Annotated in this window: 14 protein-coding genes; 4 read left to right on the top strand and 10 right to left on the bottom strand. The window is 58.8% G+C overall.

The window, feature by feature from the left end; all coding sequences use genetic code 11:
* Position 1: 1 nt before the first annotated feature.
* From KUV39_RS13640 to KUV39_RS13615, 6 genes are all read right to left on the bottom strand, one after another.
* Positions 2-727, bottom strand: a complete 726-nt coding sequence (locus KUV39_RS13640) for a transglycosylase SLT domain-containing protein (RefSeq protein ID WP_046211535.1) — start codon at positions 725-727, stop codon at positions 2-4.
* A gap of 212 nt (positions 728-939) precedes the next feature.
* A complete protein-coding gene (locus KUV39_RS13635; RefSeq protein WP_222460021.1) occupies positions 940-3,489 on the bottom strand; it encodes a tetratricopeptide repeat protein in 2,550 nt (849 codons plus the stop codon).
* Positions 3,489-4,358 (bottom strand): flagellar motor stator protein MotA, encoded by an 870-nt coding sequence (gene motA / locus KUV39_RS13630; RefSeq protein WP_008559370.1) that lies wholly within the window; start codon positions 4,356-4,358, stop codon positions 3,489-3,491. Before motA ends, KUV39_RS13635 begins: the two co-directional genes overlap by 1 nt.
* A gap of 76 nt (positions 4,359-4,434) precedes the next feature.
* Positions 4,435-5,079: a MotE family protein gene (locus tag KUV39_RS13625; RefSeq protein WP_008561978.1), complete on the bottom strand. Its 645-nt coding sequence runs from the start codon at positions 5,077-5,079 to the stop codon at positions 4,435-4,437.
* Positions 5,079-5,564, bottom strand: coding sequence for a hypothetical protein (locus KUV39_RS13620; protein WP_037302614.1), 486 nt, complete (start codon positions 5,562-5,564; stop codon positions 5,079-5,081). The genes KUV39_RS13625 and KUV39_RS13620 overlap by 1 nt, the downstream gene beginning before the upstream one ends.
* Before the next feature lie 9 nt (positions 5,565-5,573).
* Positions 5,574-6,098 carry a flagellar basal body-associated FliL family protein gene (locus KUV39_RS13615; RefSeq protein ID WP_037302615.1) on the bottom strand — a complete coding sequence of 175 codons (525 nt, stop codon included), beginning with the start codon at positions 6,096-6,098 and terminating at the stop codon, positions 5,574-5,576.
* A gap of 118 nt (positions 6,099-6,216) precedes the next feature.
* Between KUV39_RS13615 and fliF the strand changes: the two genes are divergently transcribed.
* The 4 genes from fliF to fliP are packed head-to-tail and all read left to right on the top strand — an operon-like array spanning position 6,217 to position 9,518.
* Positions 6,217-7,893 carry a flagellar basal-body MS-ring/collar protein FliF gene (gene fliF / locus KUV39_RS13610; protein ID WP_222460020.1) on the top strand — a complete coding sequence of 559 codons (1,677 nt, stop codon included), beginning with the start codon at positions 6,217-6,219 and terminating at the stop codon, positions 7,891-7,893.
* The gene (locus KUV39_RS13605) at positions 7,893-8,489 is read left to right on the top strand and encodes a FliH/SctL family protein (RefSeq protein ID WP_222460019.1); all 597 of its coding nucleotides are present in this window, start codon (positions 7,893-7,895) and stop codon (positions 8,487-8,489) included. Before fliF ends, KUV39_RS13605 begins: the two co-directional genes overlap by 1 nt.
* The gene (locus KUV39_RS13600) at positions 8,482-8,778 is read left to right on the top strand and encodes a FliM/FliN family flagellar motor switch protein (protein ID WP_008559596.1); all 297 of its coding nucleotides are present in this window, start codon (positions 8,482-8,484) and stop codon (positions 8,776-8,778) included. The genes KUV39_RS13605 and KUV39_RS13600 overlap by 8 nt, the downstream gene beginning before the upstream one ends.
* Complete coding sequence (fliP, locus tag KUV39_RS13595; RefSeq protein WP_222460018.1) at positions 8,775-9,518, top strand: flagellar type III secretion system pore protein FliP; 744 nt, start codon at positions 8,775-8,777, stop codon at positions 9,516-9,518. The genes KUV39_RS13600 and fliP overlap by 4 nt, the downstream gene beginning before the upstream one ends.
* Before the next feature lie 462 nt (positions 9,519-9,980).
* On the opposite strand, the gene KUV39_RS13590 is transcribed toward fliP, so the two are convergent.
* From KUV39_RS13590 to KUV39_RS13575, 4 genes are read right to left on the bottom strand one after another with little or no spacing between them, the layout of a single operon-like run.
* Positions 9,981-11,084, bottom strand: coding sequence for a flagellar basal body P-ring protein FlgI (locus KUV39_RS13590; protein ID WP_008562581.1), 1,104 nt, complete (start codon positions 11,082-11,084; stop codon positions 9,981-9,983).
* Positions 11,081-12,088: a flagellin gene (locus KUV39_RS13585; RefSeq protein WP_008561169.1), complete on the bottom strand. Its 1,008-nt coding sequence runs from the start codon at positions 12,086-12,088 to the stop codon at positions 11,081-11,083. The genes KUV39_RS13590 and KUV39_RS13585 overlap by 4 nt, the downstream gene beginning before the upstream one ends.
* Positions 12,089-12,091: 3 nt before the next feature.
* On the bottom strand, positions 12,092-13,540 hold the full coding sequence (gene flgK, locus KUV39_RS13580; RefSeq protein ID WP_008559635.1) for a flagellar hook-associated protein FlgK: 1,449 nt from the start codon (positions 13,538-13,540) through the stop codon (positions 12,092-12,094).
* A gap of 47 nt (positions 13,541-13,587) precedes the next feature.
* Complete coding sequence (locus KUV39_RS13575) at positions 13,588-14,913, bottom strand: flagellar hook protein FlgE (RefSeq protein WP_008559791.1); 1,326 nt, start codon at positions 14,911-14,913, stop codon at positions 13,588-13,590.
* Positions 14,914-14,932 lie beyond the last annotated feature (19 nt).

Genomic DNA, 14,932 nt, shown 5'->3' with positions numbered 1-14,932 from the left:
CTTATTTCAGAACGATCAAGGCTTGCGCCGAAGATCCGCCACCGTTCAACGGCACGAGAGAGCCCATGCGGGCCGTGCCCTGCGCGATCAGTGGCGAAGGATTGTGAAGATTGACCAGCGGTTGCGGCGCTGTGAACGTGGCCCGCTGACGGGTCCGCTCCACCGGGAGGGCCGCAACAGTTTCGACCGGCTTCAGCTGTGCACGAACCCGGTCAAAACGCGCGGTATAGCGGTTGGCATAGGTGGGTGTGCGCGAGTGATAGGCGCCTGCCGCCTTTGACCAATCGCCGAATTCATTGTGCAGGTCGCGCAAAAACCGCGCCGCGTATTGGGCATTGGCAACCGGATCGAACATCTGGTCGATGGAGTCGAATGCCTGCCCGTGCCATTTGAAATTGATCTGGAAACACCCGACATCAAAGCTACGCGCGCCGCGTTTGAAATGGGAAAACACATAGGCGCGGGCTTCGTCTTCGGTCTGGAACCACTTGCCCGCCCCTTCCATGTTGACGGTCCAGGGCCAGGGCTGCAGTCCCTGCTTGCCACCCCGCCCTGTTTCGGTGCGGGTGATTGCACGCAAAACATCCAACGGCACACCCTGATCACGGGCGGCCCGACGCGCAGCAAGATCACAAAGTGCAGAAACCTGCGGCGAGGCCGCAAAGGCCGGTGCAGGCACGATCCCCGCAAACAGCCCAAAAGCGGCCAAACCAGCCGCGACGTACAACCTGAAGGCAGGTTGCTGATATCCCGCAACGGTCGTTGACCGCTGCCGTCTGAAAAAACGAGTCATTTTCGGCATTCTGCCTGTCCAAATGAGGATTCACCCTAATCCTGAAATTAGGCCGAGACCGTTGACAAAGCGTTAGCACTGAACACGCAAAGACCGCCCAAGAGGCGGCCTTTGTCTTTGCAAGATCTTCTAGTGGCTCCGGATTATCAGGATCCGTTGCCGACCTCGTTTTGCCGGGTCACCCGTTCCAAAAGATCGGCGATGCCACCTCGGGTTCCTTCGCTGCTCTCCACCAGGGCGCGGGCGTGGGCTAGGGGCGGCAAGCCTGTCGGCTCTTTTGCGGTTTCCTTGATCTGCGTTGTAACTTCGGCAACCCCGCCAAATTGCTGGGCGGCGTCCGGATCGATTTCAGACAGCGTTTCGCCATCCTGCGAATGCCAGAACCCGCGGGCGGCGGCGTCCTTGTCTTCGACTTCCAGCAGATACTCACCGGCCCGCGCATATTCCCCGTTCTGCCACAGCGCTTCTGCCCGCAGTTTGTCGGCATCAGACCCAGACAAACCCATCAGTTCCACCAGGGCGGCATGGGGTTTTTCCTGAACCAATGCAGCCTTTGCCAGCATCAAGCGGCGCTTGGTGTTGCCCGGTTCCATCGCCAGCTTTTTCAGCAAGGCCTGGGCCTGCTGGGCAAACCCAAGATCAAGCAATCGCGCAGCCACCAGATCGGCAACCGGCTCGACGTCTGCAGCCTTGCTGTTGGCGGCAAAAACCAGGGCATACTGAAGGAATGTCACGTCATCCGCCCGCTCTGTCAGCAGCGTCATAAGCGGTATCATCGCGGTCGCGCGGGCGGCATCACCGTCGTGGCGATCAACCTTGTCCAACTGCGCAAAACTGTCATGATACTGACCCGTCAACGCCAACGCGGTCACGATTGCCTCGCGCAGATCAGCACCGAGCTCCGAATCCCGGCTTTCGACTTCGTAGGATGCCGCCAAATCCGGCACATCCGGCGACAGCGCCTTACGCTCATCATAGCTGAGTTCAATCAGTTCGATCAAAGCGCGTGGTGCATTTTCCGTGCGTTCCGCAACCTCTTCGGTCAACTCTTCTGCAACGGTTTCAATGTCGCCTTCCAGCTTTGCCAGCTCTGCCTCTGCGAGGTTGATGTCAGGAATGTCCTCAACCCCCATCCGGTCAAGCGACCGCAGCGCAGCACCCGCGAGATGCGGGTCACCGGCCTGGGCGAAAAGTTTGCTCAATCGCGGACCCACCTGGATCCGCAGGTGCGGAGGCATCTTGGCAAAAGCCTGCTGAATCGCGTCGGTGTTGGCGCTTTTCTTGATGGTGCCGTCGGCAAGTGCGGCCCAGAATGCCACGTCACTGTTGCAGACCTGTTGGCCGGCAAAGGCGTGATTGACATCCATCTCCTTGCCGTCAAGGATCGCCGCCATTGCGGCCAGCGCCATCGCGTCGTCATGTTCCACAGCGCCCGAGGGCATCATGTTCAAGATCGCCTGCGCCTCAGCTCCGAAACCGAAATAGACATAGGCCCGTGCCAGTCGCAAAACCGCGACCGGATCAACGTCATCAAATTCACGCACCAGCGCGGCGCGCAGCGGCGGGATCTGCTCGTTAAACGAAGCGTCGGACCCCCAGTTGTGCACTGCAACCTGATAGCCAGGCATGCAGTGAGAGGCCTCGCTGCTGGTCGGCGCACGGCGGGCAGAAAGGCCGCTTTCGCGATCGACAGAGGACGTCACAGCGACCTGATCCAGCGGATCAAGCGGACGATCAGCCAGGCCAAGCGGGTCAATGATACGTCCACCATCCCGCGCGTTCATGCCAACCAGATCCAGCAGGCCCTGGTTGGTTGCGCGGCCAATTTGCTGCAACAGACGTTGTTCAGACGCATTGACCGTGGCCGCCCGTTCGTTTTCAGCCAGATCCAGCAGCAGATCACTGTTCACCTCAACCGCGACCGGTTCCTCCTCCAGCTTTTGTGGTTCACGGGCTGGTGTCACCTCAGTGGCGGCAGCGACTTGCTGCGCACTGCGCTCTGGCTTGGGATCCGCCAGCGTCACGGAGGACAGGTTGAGCCCGGTCGATGTCGACCCGCTGACAGGAAGGCGAATTTCCCGGCTGAGTGCTGCCTGCTCTGCCGGATCGGGCTGTGTCACGGCCGGGGTTTCGAGCGAAGAGGCGGCAATCTGAATAGTCTGTGTCGGGGTTCGGCCGGAAATCACACCAGCGAGATCCAGCGCCGTGCGGGCATCAGCGGCGGCACGGGCTGCAAGGTTGAACCGATAGCCAGAACCGGATGCCGCACCCAGCCCACCGGGAATGAGCGGCAACGACGTTGGCAAGGCGGCCCCGGTCAACTGACGCGGCGCGCCTCCTTCTCCATCGCGGATATCGACCACGAGAAATCCGTCATCTTCGATAAACGTGCTGATTTCACATTCGCAGCCCAGCTGCAGCTGCAGCGGTTGCCCCGGACCTGCCTGGGTGACCGCCTGCAGCCGGGTGCGGGGGATCAGATTGAACACGCTTGAGGTGTCAAAAACGATCGCTGGCGCATCAACCGACAGGCTGGCGGATTGGCCGGACTGGTTCAGGGACCAGGCCACGCCGTCAGGCAACCGCATGACCAGGCGGGAAAAGCTGTCGTGCTCGCCCGAACGGGTCACGACAGTTTGTGCGCCAGCGGTCGATGCGAGTGCCGCAATAAAGGCAGGTGCGATGGCTCGCCACATTATGCTGCGTCCTGTTTCACCGATTTCAGGGCGTCCTCAAGCTCGGAAAAGCCGGGACGGATATGCGAGGGCGTATTCTGACGGCCCACTTCGATACAAATAGCGGCTGCATGGTTGTGCAGATTGGCCACCAGAACCTCACGGATGAGGGAGTAGAAATGGCCGTCCTCTTCGGTCACAGACTTCACTTTGCCTGCGAAGGGGCCAACGATGCCATAGGCCAGGAAAACCCCAAGGAACGTCCCGACAAGCGCGCCACCAATCAGTTTACCCAGAACCTCTGGCGGCTGGTCGATCGAGCCCATCGTCTTAATGATACCAAGAACCGCCGCAACAATGCCGAGAGCGGGCAGACCATCCGCCAGCGACTGAAGCGCATGGCTGGAATGCATGGCATGATGCAGGTTTGCCTCGATCCGTTTTTCCAACACTTCCTCCACCTGGTGGGGGTCGTCATAGTTCATCGACGCAGAGCGCATGGTATCGCAGATCAGGTTCACAGCTTCCTTGTCCGCCAGAATCTTGGGGTAGCGGTTGAAAACAGAAGAGTTTTCCGGATCTTCAATATGCTGCTCCACCTCAACCGGGTTGGCGCGGGCAATTCGGATCAGCGAAAACAGCAGGCAGAGCAGATCGCGGTAGTCATCCGGCTTCCATTTGGGGCCTTTGAATACCTTGCCCAGATCTTTCAGCGTGTGCTTCACGCCACCCATGTCATTGCTGATGAGAAAGGCACCGATGCCTGCACCACCAATCATCATGAATTCGAATGGCAGAGCTTTGATGATGATCGCAAACTTACCACCAGCAAGGAGGTAGCCGCCGAACACCATGACAAAGATAACCACGATGCCTACTATACCAAGCATAGGTCCACTCCGAATTTCGTTTGTTTGTACAAGTTTAGGCGATTCACGTTAAAAAAGCCTGAGGAGTGGCCGCGGCTCACTCCTTTGGAACAGACCCATTACGACCCGCCAGGACCACGCTGATGGTATAGGCAGCTTGCGGGCTGAGACCCGCCATGATGCCTGCTGCTGCCTCCGGGCGCATCCGCGCGAGGAAACCCGCCGCAAAGGCCGGATCCATTTCCTCAAACAGGGCAGCTGATTCCTTGGGTTTCATCTGCTCGTAGACTGCTGTCAGCCGCGTCAGATCCCCTTCGGTTGCGCCATCAGCCAGGGCAAGCGTGGATTTCAGCTCTTCCTCGGCTTGTTCCAGCGCGACCAGTTTCTGTTCAATCGCCTCATCGGCAATCTCAAGCGCCTTCATGCGGTCTTCGATCTCCGCTTCGCGGGCGCTGAGGGCGGCTTCACGCTCCTTGAAGGCCGCGAGCATGCTTTGCAGTTCCGCAGAAGATGGCATGGATTGGCCTTTCAGCCCGCCCTTGGCTTCGCCGTCTGCGACGTCTTCCTGCTGCAGATTGGCAACCTCGCGCGCGATCGCGGGGCCTGCCTCCAGGCCCAGCCGCACAGCGGCCGACCCGATCAGCAAAAGAGCCAGCATCATCAGCGCACTGCCGCGGGCGCGGCGGTTGCGCTGCTTCTTGGCCGGTTTGGCCTTGGGCTGTTTGACTTTGGCTTTCGACATTATGCTACCCGACCCTGTGCACGGTTGTGACGTACAAACATCAAGCCTGCGGGTTTTGCGGGCTCTGCTTCTGCTGCAGGTGCCGGTTCTTTTTCGGCCTCATAGGCCGCAGCCAACGCGTCCGATTCTTCCGCAACAGGCGCTGCCGGTGCCGGGGTCGGGGCTGGCTTTTCTTCTGCCTGGGTCTCGGGCATCGGCACATCTGGCAGATCGTGCATCGAGGCCATCATCAGTTCCAACCGCTGTGCCACCGATTCGGCACGCTCCGTCAGCTGATCCAGCGCCTTGCTGGAGCCATCGGAGACATGGCGCGCGGCCAGCAGCGATTTGTTCAGATCATCAACCTGTGCCGACAGCACGGCAACGGCGCCACCGACGCCTTTTTCCAGGTCATTGAATTTCTTCAGGCGGCGCGACAGCACGAGGCAGTAGAAACCCGCCCCCATGGCACCGGCAGCCAGCAGGATATCCGCAATCAGTTCCATCCCGTTCTCCTAGTTCAATACGAAGTCCATAATCAGCAGATCACGCACCCGGCCCTGACCGGCTGCAATGTTGATCCGCCGCAGCATCTGTGCGCGCAATTTTGGCAGGGCCATCGGATCGGTCAGATCCTCAAGCTCCAGAGCCCTGAGATAACTGTTGAGAACATCGACAATCCGCGGGAGGATTTTTTCGACCTCTGCCTGATGGGCAAGATCTACCTCCAGCTGGGAACGGAATCGAAGGTGTTGCAACCCGCTTGCTTTGCGCAAGGAGATGATGATCGGTTCCATTTCGATAAAGGCGAGATTGGCGATATCTTCCGCCGACTCACCATTGTCCACGCCTTCTGGCGCCACTTCGGTCGCTTTCACCCCTTCTGGGGCCGCGCTCTGACCAAAGGGAAGAAGGCCTGACTGGACAGCGAAGAATCCCCCACCGGCACCAGCAATCGCAAGAACAACCCCAATGATGAGGGGCATCTTGCTCTTCTTGGCCGGGGCGTCCTGTTCCGTGTCTACTACAGCGTCTGTCATGACTATCCCTAATACGTCGTGCAGCACCTTCTTAGCTTGCGGACACTAACCGAATGTTAAGGGCAATCCGGCAAAAGGGTTGCACATCGGACAGAATGCCGGTGCTACGGAGGTTAATGTGCAGCAGATCAAGAATGTCTGGGCAGGTTTGGATACGCGGAAGCGGCTGATTGCCGTGGGAGCCACGGTTATCGTGATTCTCAGCGTCCTGGCGATGTCCCGTGTGGCGAATACACCCACGATGCAACTATTGTACGCCGGGCTGGAAAGCGGCTCGGCCGGGGATGTGGTGCGAGCGCTGGATCAGCGCGGTACACAATATGAAGTCCGCGGCGGATCAATTTATGTTCCTGCCACGGAGCGAGACGAACTTCGGATGACGCTGGCAAGCGAAGGCCTGCCCGCAAATGGTGGCCGCGGCTATGAGCTGCTTGATTCGCTCAGCGGATTTGGAACCACCTCGCAAATGTTCGATGCCGCTTACTGGCGTGCAAAAGAAGGCGAACTGGCCCGCACGATTGTTGCCAGCCCCCATGTCACGCAGGCGCGTGTTCATATCGCCAATACCGGATCGAATCCCTTCCAACGCACGGCTGAGCCGACTGCCTCTGTGTCGGTTGTGCCGATGGGCTCTCCCATCACACCGCAGCAGGCCAATGCGATTCGGTTCCTGGTGTCGTCAGCTGTGACCGGCCTGTCCGTCGACAATGTCGCGGTGATTGATGCAAACGGCGCGCTGATCGGCTCGCCCGAGGCCGCCGCGGCCGCGGGAGCAGGTACCGACGATCGGTCGCAGGCGATTCGTGAACGCGTCATGCGCCTGGTCGAAGCCCGCGTTGGCCACGGCAATGCCGTTGTCGAAGTCAGCGTCGAAACCGTGACCGATACCGAATCCATCCGCGAAAAACGCGTTGATCCGGAAAGCCGCGTGGCCATCAGCACAGACGTGGAAGAGCGCGCCGATTCCTCGCAGAATCAGTCCGGCGAAGTAACCGTGGCCTCCAATATCCCTGATGGGGATGCTGCCTCTGGCGACGGTTCCAAAGCCAGCACCAGTGCAACACGTGAGCGGGTCAACTACGAGATTTCCGAAACCGAAAAGGAAATCATCCGTGGCCCAGGTGCGATCAAGCGGTTGACTGTTGCTGTACTCCTCAACGGTGTTGCGACCACCAATGCTGCTGGTGAAACCGTGATGGAGCCGCGTTCGGAAGAAGAGCTGGGCGCCCTGCGTGAGCTTATTTCAGCTGCTGTCGGGTTCAGCGCCGACCGAGGTGACGTTATCACGCTGAAATCCATGGAGATGCCGACGATCGAACCGCAGGGTACGGTGGTGTCCTCCTCTATCTTCGACAACATCTATCTGGACGCGATGTCTCTGATCCAGATGGCTGCACTTGCTTTGGTGACCCTGATCCTTGGGCTATTTGTGATCCGCCCGATTCTGTCGAACCAGGCCAGTGTTCCTGCACTTGGTGCGCCGGATGGTGACGACATGGGCGGCCTGCCCGAACTCCCAGCCCTTGGCGGCGGCGACTTTATGGCCAACCCCAATCTTGGTGCGAACCTTGCGCTGGATGGTGAAATCCAGAACGGCGATGGCGGTTTTGAACCGATGGGCGGCATGGGCATGGGCTCTGGCCTGGACGACCTGGGCGGTATGGGCGACCTGCCGGCCTTGGGTGGTGGCCAGGAAAACCCGGTTGATCGCCTGCGCTCCATGATTGGCGAACGCCAGGAAGAAACCGTGCAGATCCTGCGTGGCTGGTTGGAAGAAAATGAGGAGAGAGCCTGATGACGATTGCCCATCTTCTTGAAGATTTCGCACCGCAAACGCCTGTCGTCGCGATGCCCGAAATCAACGAAGCCGAAATCGAAGAGCAGAAACTGGCATCCTATGAAACCGGCTATAGCGCGGGTTGGGATGATGCCGTGACGGCCAAGGACAACGAAGTCACAAAGATTTCGTCTGAACTGGCCAGCTCGCTCGAAGATCTTTCCTTCACCTTCCACGAGGCCCAGAGTCAGCTTCTCGAAACTCTGGATCCCATGTTCAAGGTGTTGACCAGCGCGGTTCTGCCGGATGCGATGGCTGCTAGCTTTGGCCATCACATCGTCGATCAGCTGACCGATATGGCAAAATCACAGGCAGATCAGCCAATCAACATCGTTGTTTCCCCAGGTGAAGGTGCCGCGGTTCGCGCGCTGCTGACGCGCAGCTTTTCTGTGCCAGTTGCCGTGCGCGAAGACGTCGGGCTGAGCGCGGGGCAAGCCTATCTGAAGGTGGGTGGAGTGGAGCGGGAGCTCAACAGTGCCGCCCTGATCGACGCAATCAAGGATTCGATCGAAGCCTTTTCTCATCAAATGACCGAGGACAGTAACTATGGATAACTCCGCCGAGATGAAGACGAAATCCCCCGACGCAGCAAATCCGTTTGTCTCTGTCCCTGTCGAAGTCGTGGTGTCTGTTGGCAAGGCACGCCCCCTGATCCGTGATCTCGTGAATCTCGGTGAAAATGCCATTCTGACCCTCGACAAACGGGTCGAAGACCCGGTCGATCTCTACGTTGGGGATCGTCTGGTGGCGCGCGGCCAGTTGGAAGAGATGGAAGGTGAACAGGCCGGACAGCTGGCTGTTCGACTGACGGAAATTGCCGATCTGCAAAGCGGGCTGGGATGACACGCACTCCTCTTGCTGTTGCTGCGCTGGCACTAGCGCTGGTCTTGGGTCTGCCCGGTTTCGCGGCGGCCCAGGATCTGAGCCTGTCTTTGGGTGATGGGCAATCGCTTTCGGCGCGCTCGATTCAGCTAATCCTTCTGATCACGGTCCTCAGCCTCGCGCCGGGGCTGTTGATCATGGTGACCTGTTTTCCCTTCCTGGTGACGGTGCTGTCCATCCTGCGGCAGGCCATTGGTCTGCAGCAGGCGCCGCCCAACATGATGATGATCAGCCTGGCGCTGTTTCTGACCTACTTCGTCATGGAGCCGGTTTTTGACGAAGCATGGCAAACGGGCATTAACCCTCTCATCGAAGAACAGATCGACGTCGAAACAGGCATGGAGCGCGCGCTTGTGCCGTTCCGTGAATTCATGGCCGCCCGTCTGGATCCCGATACCTTTTATGCCATTGCGGACCTCCGCCCGGGCACGGCTGGTATTGATCCAACCCCAGATGCCCCGCTTTCCACCTTGGTATCCAGCTTCCTTTTGTCGGAAATCGCCCGCGCCTTTCAGGTTGGGTTTCTGGTGTTCTTGCCGTTTCTTGTCATCGACCTGGTGGTAGCTGCGGTTCTGATGTCGATGGGGATGATGATGGTTCCCCCGGCAGTTGTCTCGCTGCCGTTCAAACTGGCCTTCTTTGTTGTGGCAGACGGTTGGAGCCTGATCGCAAGCGCGCTGGTACGCAGCTACTATCCTTAGGGTTTCCGCGGCGCGCCTTTCATTAGCCCGGATTGCAGAGATGCATCCGGGCTTTTTTACGCCCGGTCACCAGCTCAACGAATTGGGACAGGCCCGCGCAGATCACAAAGATCCCCGGTCCGTTCCCAATTGTCTGATACAGCCCTTTGATCCCGCTTTCCTGCCAATGGTGCTGGGCGCGAACGCCATGTTGCGGTCATAGCAGACGCTCGTTTCGTCGTTCGTGCGGTCGATTTTCGAAACTGTAGCCGCTGTTCCACGCCAGCGCCCGGCCTTAGGCAGCCAAGTTCCGGCCCGGACAAATGGCCAATGGGTACATCCCTGCAGGGCCTTCCATTCACTCGGCAGACCAGCGGGTACAACACCCTGCTAGTTCCGCACGTAGACGCCACAAAGAAACACCCCCCGAACCCAAAAGGTGTCGGAGGGCGCTGTCTGCAAAACTTGGTCGGCTGTTTACGGTCAGCGCACCACGAACTCTGCATGAAGCGCGCCAGCGGCCTTCAAGCTCTTGAGGATGTCGATCATATCGCGGGGGGAAACGCCCAGGGCATTCAGACCCGCAACCACTTCGGACAATGTGGTGGTCTCAGGCACCTCAGCAAGCTGGATCCCCTCTTCCTCGTCGATGGCTGCACCGGTGCGAGGAACCACAACCGTTTCACCATCAGAGAACGGGTTTGGCTGAACCACAAGCGGCGTTTCCTCGATCCGCAGTGTCAGGTTACCCTGCGCAACAGCAACACGCGAAATGCGCACATCGCTGCCCATCACAATTGTGCCGGACCGCTGATCAACAACAACACGTGCCTTGCGCTGAGGTTCGACCAGGATGTTCTCAATCCGGCCAACCGCATGCGCCGTAGAGCGGGCGTTGGTCCGCTGGACGTCAACCTCTACCGTTCCGGAATCCCGCATCAGGGCGACGCTGCGGCCAAATTCAGCATTGATCGCCCGTTCGATCCGGCCTGCCGTGGTGAAATCGGGCTCTCGCAGAGCAAGACGCATGGAAGTCAGCGACGCAAGATCGAAATCGATCTCACGCTCAACCCGCGCACCCGACGGGATCACGCCAGCTGTGGGGACGCCTTGGGTGACAGAGGCGCCTTCGCCCTCGGCCACGGCGCCACCAGCCAGAATCGTGCCCTGCGCAACAGCGTAAATCTGACCATCCGCCGCATTCAGCGGTGTCATGATCAGCGTGCCACCCAGCAAGCTCTTGGAATCGCCAATGGCGGAGACGGTTACATCCACCGTTCCGCCAACCCGCGCAAAGGGCGGCAGGGTTGCCGTCACGAACACAGCCGCCACATTCTTGGGACGGAACTGTTCGCCGGTCACATTGACCCCCAGCCGTTCCAGAATGTTCGACATGATCTCTTCGGTGAAGGGAGAGTTCCGCAGGCCGTCACCCGTCCCGTTCAGGCCAACAACCAGGCCGTAGCCGACAAGATCATTGCCGCGGACCCCGTCGAATTCCACCAGATCCTTCAGACGGATGGCATTGGCCTGTGCCATCGCAGGCAGCAGAACCAAAGCCAGAAGAAAACGAACAATCCGCATCATGTCAGGAACCTCATCAGGGACAGCTGCGATGTGCGCGCCGTCACGGTGAACAGGCTCTCCAGTTGGAACTGGGCCTCTTCCAGACGGGTCGCGGTTTCGTAGGGATCCGCCTGAACCAGTTCATTGAAGACAAGGCTGAGGCTGGTTTCCGCAGCCGCATTGCGTGCCGAGGTTTGTTCGATACGCCCCTCGATAAAACCGAGGTCCGATTGCATCTGCACCAGTTGGTCCGTGCTTTCACGCAGCTCGATCCCCGTTGAGCGCAGCAACTCGAACTTCAGGTTCGTGTCGAGCGTCAGCGCAGGCTCATTCACCAGCGAGGAAATCGACAGGCTCATCAGGGTCTGCTTGAATGCAGGATCAGTCGCCAAGAGCGAGACAGTCACCTCCTCGTTCGGGCCAACTTTCACCGGATCCATCCGGTCAGGAGAGCCGTTGTACATCACCGCATCAAAACCAGCCGGATCGTTGAACCAATCCTCAACAGCCTGAACGATATCTGTCGCTGTGGTCAGACCTGCAACCTCGGTCACGAGGTTCGTCATGAGCGTGTCAAAGCTCTCCAGAGGTTTGGTTTCTGTGTCCTTGCCGCCAAACAGGCTGCGCCCGGCAATTTCCCCGTTCAGCCCGCGAATTGCCTCGGTCAGATAACCGCGCGCCTGATTGGAAATCTGGCGAGAAGTGTCATCATTGGGCGAGGTCGTGACCGCAAAGATATCCGATGTCAGCTTGGCTGCATTGTCATGCAGCAGCGTGATGTTTTCCTGCGCGGAAGAGGCAAAAAGCGAGGCTTCTGTGTTGGCCACCTGAAAGGATTTCAAGCGACTCAGGCTGCGCTCTACATCAGACAGATAGGTCAGATCACCGCCCAGTTTCTGGGTCAACTGAGAGGTCTTTCCGGTGCTCAGTTCCTGCGTCAGTGTCGAAATATTGTTTTTCAGATCGACGGAGCGATTGCGCAGGAACAGGTGGTGGGCCATGTCGCCATAGGAAGTCAAAATCATTCGTCAGATCCTCAGAAGCGTTTCCATCAGCTCATCTACGACAGAGATCATTCTGGCGTTCGCTTGGTAAACTTTTTCAATAACAATCAGGTTCTGCAGCTCGGCGTCGCTGTCGACACCCTGAGCCAGCTGGCGCTGTTGCATTTCCGTGTGGGTTGCCTGTGCAAAGGCAACATTCTGTTGGGCGCTGTATTCGCTTTGCGCAAAACGCGACAACAGGTTCGCGCTCAGCGTGCTGGCATCCAGATTGGCCGTTCCCAGGCCTACAGACGACACCAGACGCTTGGTATCCAGCGCGTCAGTATATGCCCGCAGCAGTGATGCATCGCCAGCATTGCCCGGACCGGCGGCATTCAGGCCATCACGCAAGCGCCAGGTTTCCGCCTGCCCCTGCATGGCAACCTTGTCATTCAGCTCGATCCGGTTGGCGATGCCGACAGTATTGGCCGGATCGAAAAAGGCCCCCTGATCGGTAAACAGCCCCGGATCCAATGCACCCAGTGTCGTATCAAGTGCCGGGTCCTGGAACCGTTCAATCAGATCCCGCGCCACCGCATCCAGATCTTCCTGTGCCTCAACGGTCAGCACGTCGCGTACTTCGAAGTTGGCCGCAAGACTGCCACCGCGCAACGGACCACCCGGACCGGTATCAACATCAATGCCATTGATCTGCAGGCCAGACAGCAGGCCATTGCCCAGCGTCATGTAGGGGAGGGTGTCGGCCTTGCCATCAAAGGTTAGCTCTGCTGGCTGACCATCAAGCAAGACAGCCCCCCCGTCCGAAAACAGCGCGACCTGACCACGATCGCGGTTCACAACCTTGACGGGGATGATTTCATTTACCTGATCGATCAGCAGATCCCGCTGGTCCAGCAGAGACACCGTATCAGCACCAGCCGCCTGGCTGATGGCAATCTTGGCATTCAGCTTCTGGATTTTTTCCAACGACTGGTTGACCGTTTCAACCTGCACATCAATCGCGCGATCTGCGGCCGTACGTTCATTCCGCAGCCCCTCGGCGGCGTCAGAAATGGACCGAGCCAGTTCCTCTGCCTGGATGGACAGGTCATTCAGGCGAGGACCGGAATCGGGGCGAGAAATCGCCTCGATCAGGGCCGAGTCGAAATCGGTAAGACGCTGGGTGACCGAATAGGGATCATCCGCCTTGCCGACCAGTTCGACCATGCGGCCATAGAAATCCGACTGCACCTTGGACACGCCAAGTTCGGTGTTTGCGGTGCGGACGCTGGCCTGCAGGCCCGGGTCGTTGAACCGCTGCACCCCGTTTACGCGAACTCCGGCGAAACCGTCCCCCGCACTGGTGAGAGCAACAGAGCGGCGCGAATACCCCGGTGTCAGGACATTCGCCAGGTTTTCCGAGACAACCGAAGTCTGACGGCCAGCCGCCGTCAGCCCGGACATTGCGGAATTGAGAGCACTTGTAATGGTCATGATCAGCCTGCTTTCAAAGGTGCAGTGTCAAAGAGAAAGGCGCGTTATCAGCGCTTGATGTTGGTGGTTTCCTGCAACATCTCATCCACGGTCTGGATGACTTTCGCGTTTGACGAATAGGCGCGCTGTGTCTGGATCATGTTGGTCAGTTCACCGGCCACATCGGTGGCGGATTCCTCACGCGCATAGCCCAGAATATCGCCTGTCGGACCTTCCCCAGCATTCCACAGGAAGTAGGAGCCACTCTCGCTTGAGGGCATATAGGTCTGGCGATCCATCGCGATCATGCCATTGGGGTTGGGCAGGTCGACAAGCGGCACCTGATAGACCACGCGGCTGACACCGGTGTCATAGTTGGCACGCACAAAACCCGCCTCGTCGATTTCAACGCCGGTAAAGTTACCAACCGGGGCACCATCCTTGGAGATCGATGCCGGGGCAAATGTATCAGACAGTTGCGTCAGGCCATTGTCATCACCGATCATGCCGATGTTGATCTCCATCGGGCCACCGGCAACGTTCACGATGATCGAACCGGTTGCAGGATCATAGGCACCGCCGGCAGAGCCCAGGGTCACGGCGTTCAGCGCACCACCAGAGGTTCGGTTGTCATCAAAGGTCAGTGTGTATTCACCAATCGGTGTTGCACCTGTCGCGGTGTCGGTGATGATCATGGTCCATTCGTTGGACTCACCGGTTGCCGGGACGGTTGGGACGAACTCAATCTGCAGGGACTCGGATTTGCCGAGGTTGTCGTAGTATTCAATCGACAGGTTTTCGCTGGTGCCCGCGGCGCCCGACTCGGTCGCAGTTGCGGGCAGGTTCACACCCAGCGACATTTCTGTGGTTGGTTCACCCGACAGTTTGTTCACGTTGAAGCGGACCGGCTCCAGCCCGTCCGAGGTATCACGCGCATAGGGCGGGATGGTGCCGTCAGACTGCGCGGGCCAGCCCATCAGAACCAGACCGGACTCGGTTGCCAGCAGACCATCGGCATTGGTCCGGAAAGACGCGGTAGTGGTCAACATCATTTGCGGATTGGATGCACCGACCTCAACCTCTGTCATCGAGGTTACTGGCAGCATACCCCGGCCACGTACCGCCAGGTCGGTCGCGTTGTTGGTCGATACCAACGGGCCACGTTCGTCGATCAGACGCACATTCGTGGTGCGCACACCGCCGGCGGAATAGGTGCCACCAGAAGACCCCATGACCATCGAATGGAAATCGGTTTGCACCCGCTTGTAACCAGCGGTCGAGGAATTGGCGATGTTATCGGAAATAGAGGCCAGTCGGCTGGCATTCGCGGTCAGTCCGGACACGCCGGCATTGAGCGAGGAAGAAATCGTCATGGATACGCCTTTCTGCTGCATCGAATCTTTCTTGATGCAA

Origin of the sequence: Phaeobacter italicus, assembly GCF_019801785.1 — a bacterium.
GTDB classification, from domain to species: Bacteria; Pseudomonadota; Alphaproteobacteria; order Rhodobacterales; family Rhodobacteraceae; genus Phaeobacter; species Phaeobacter italicus.
Note: the sequence above shows the minus strand (reverse complement) of the source record. Positions and strands in the feature narration are given on the sequence as shown.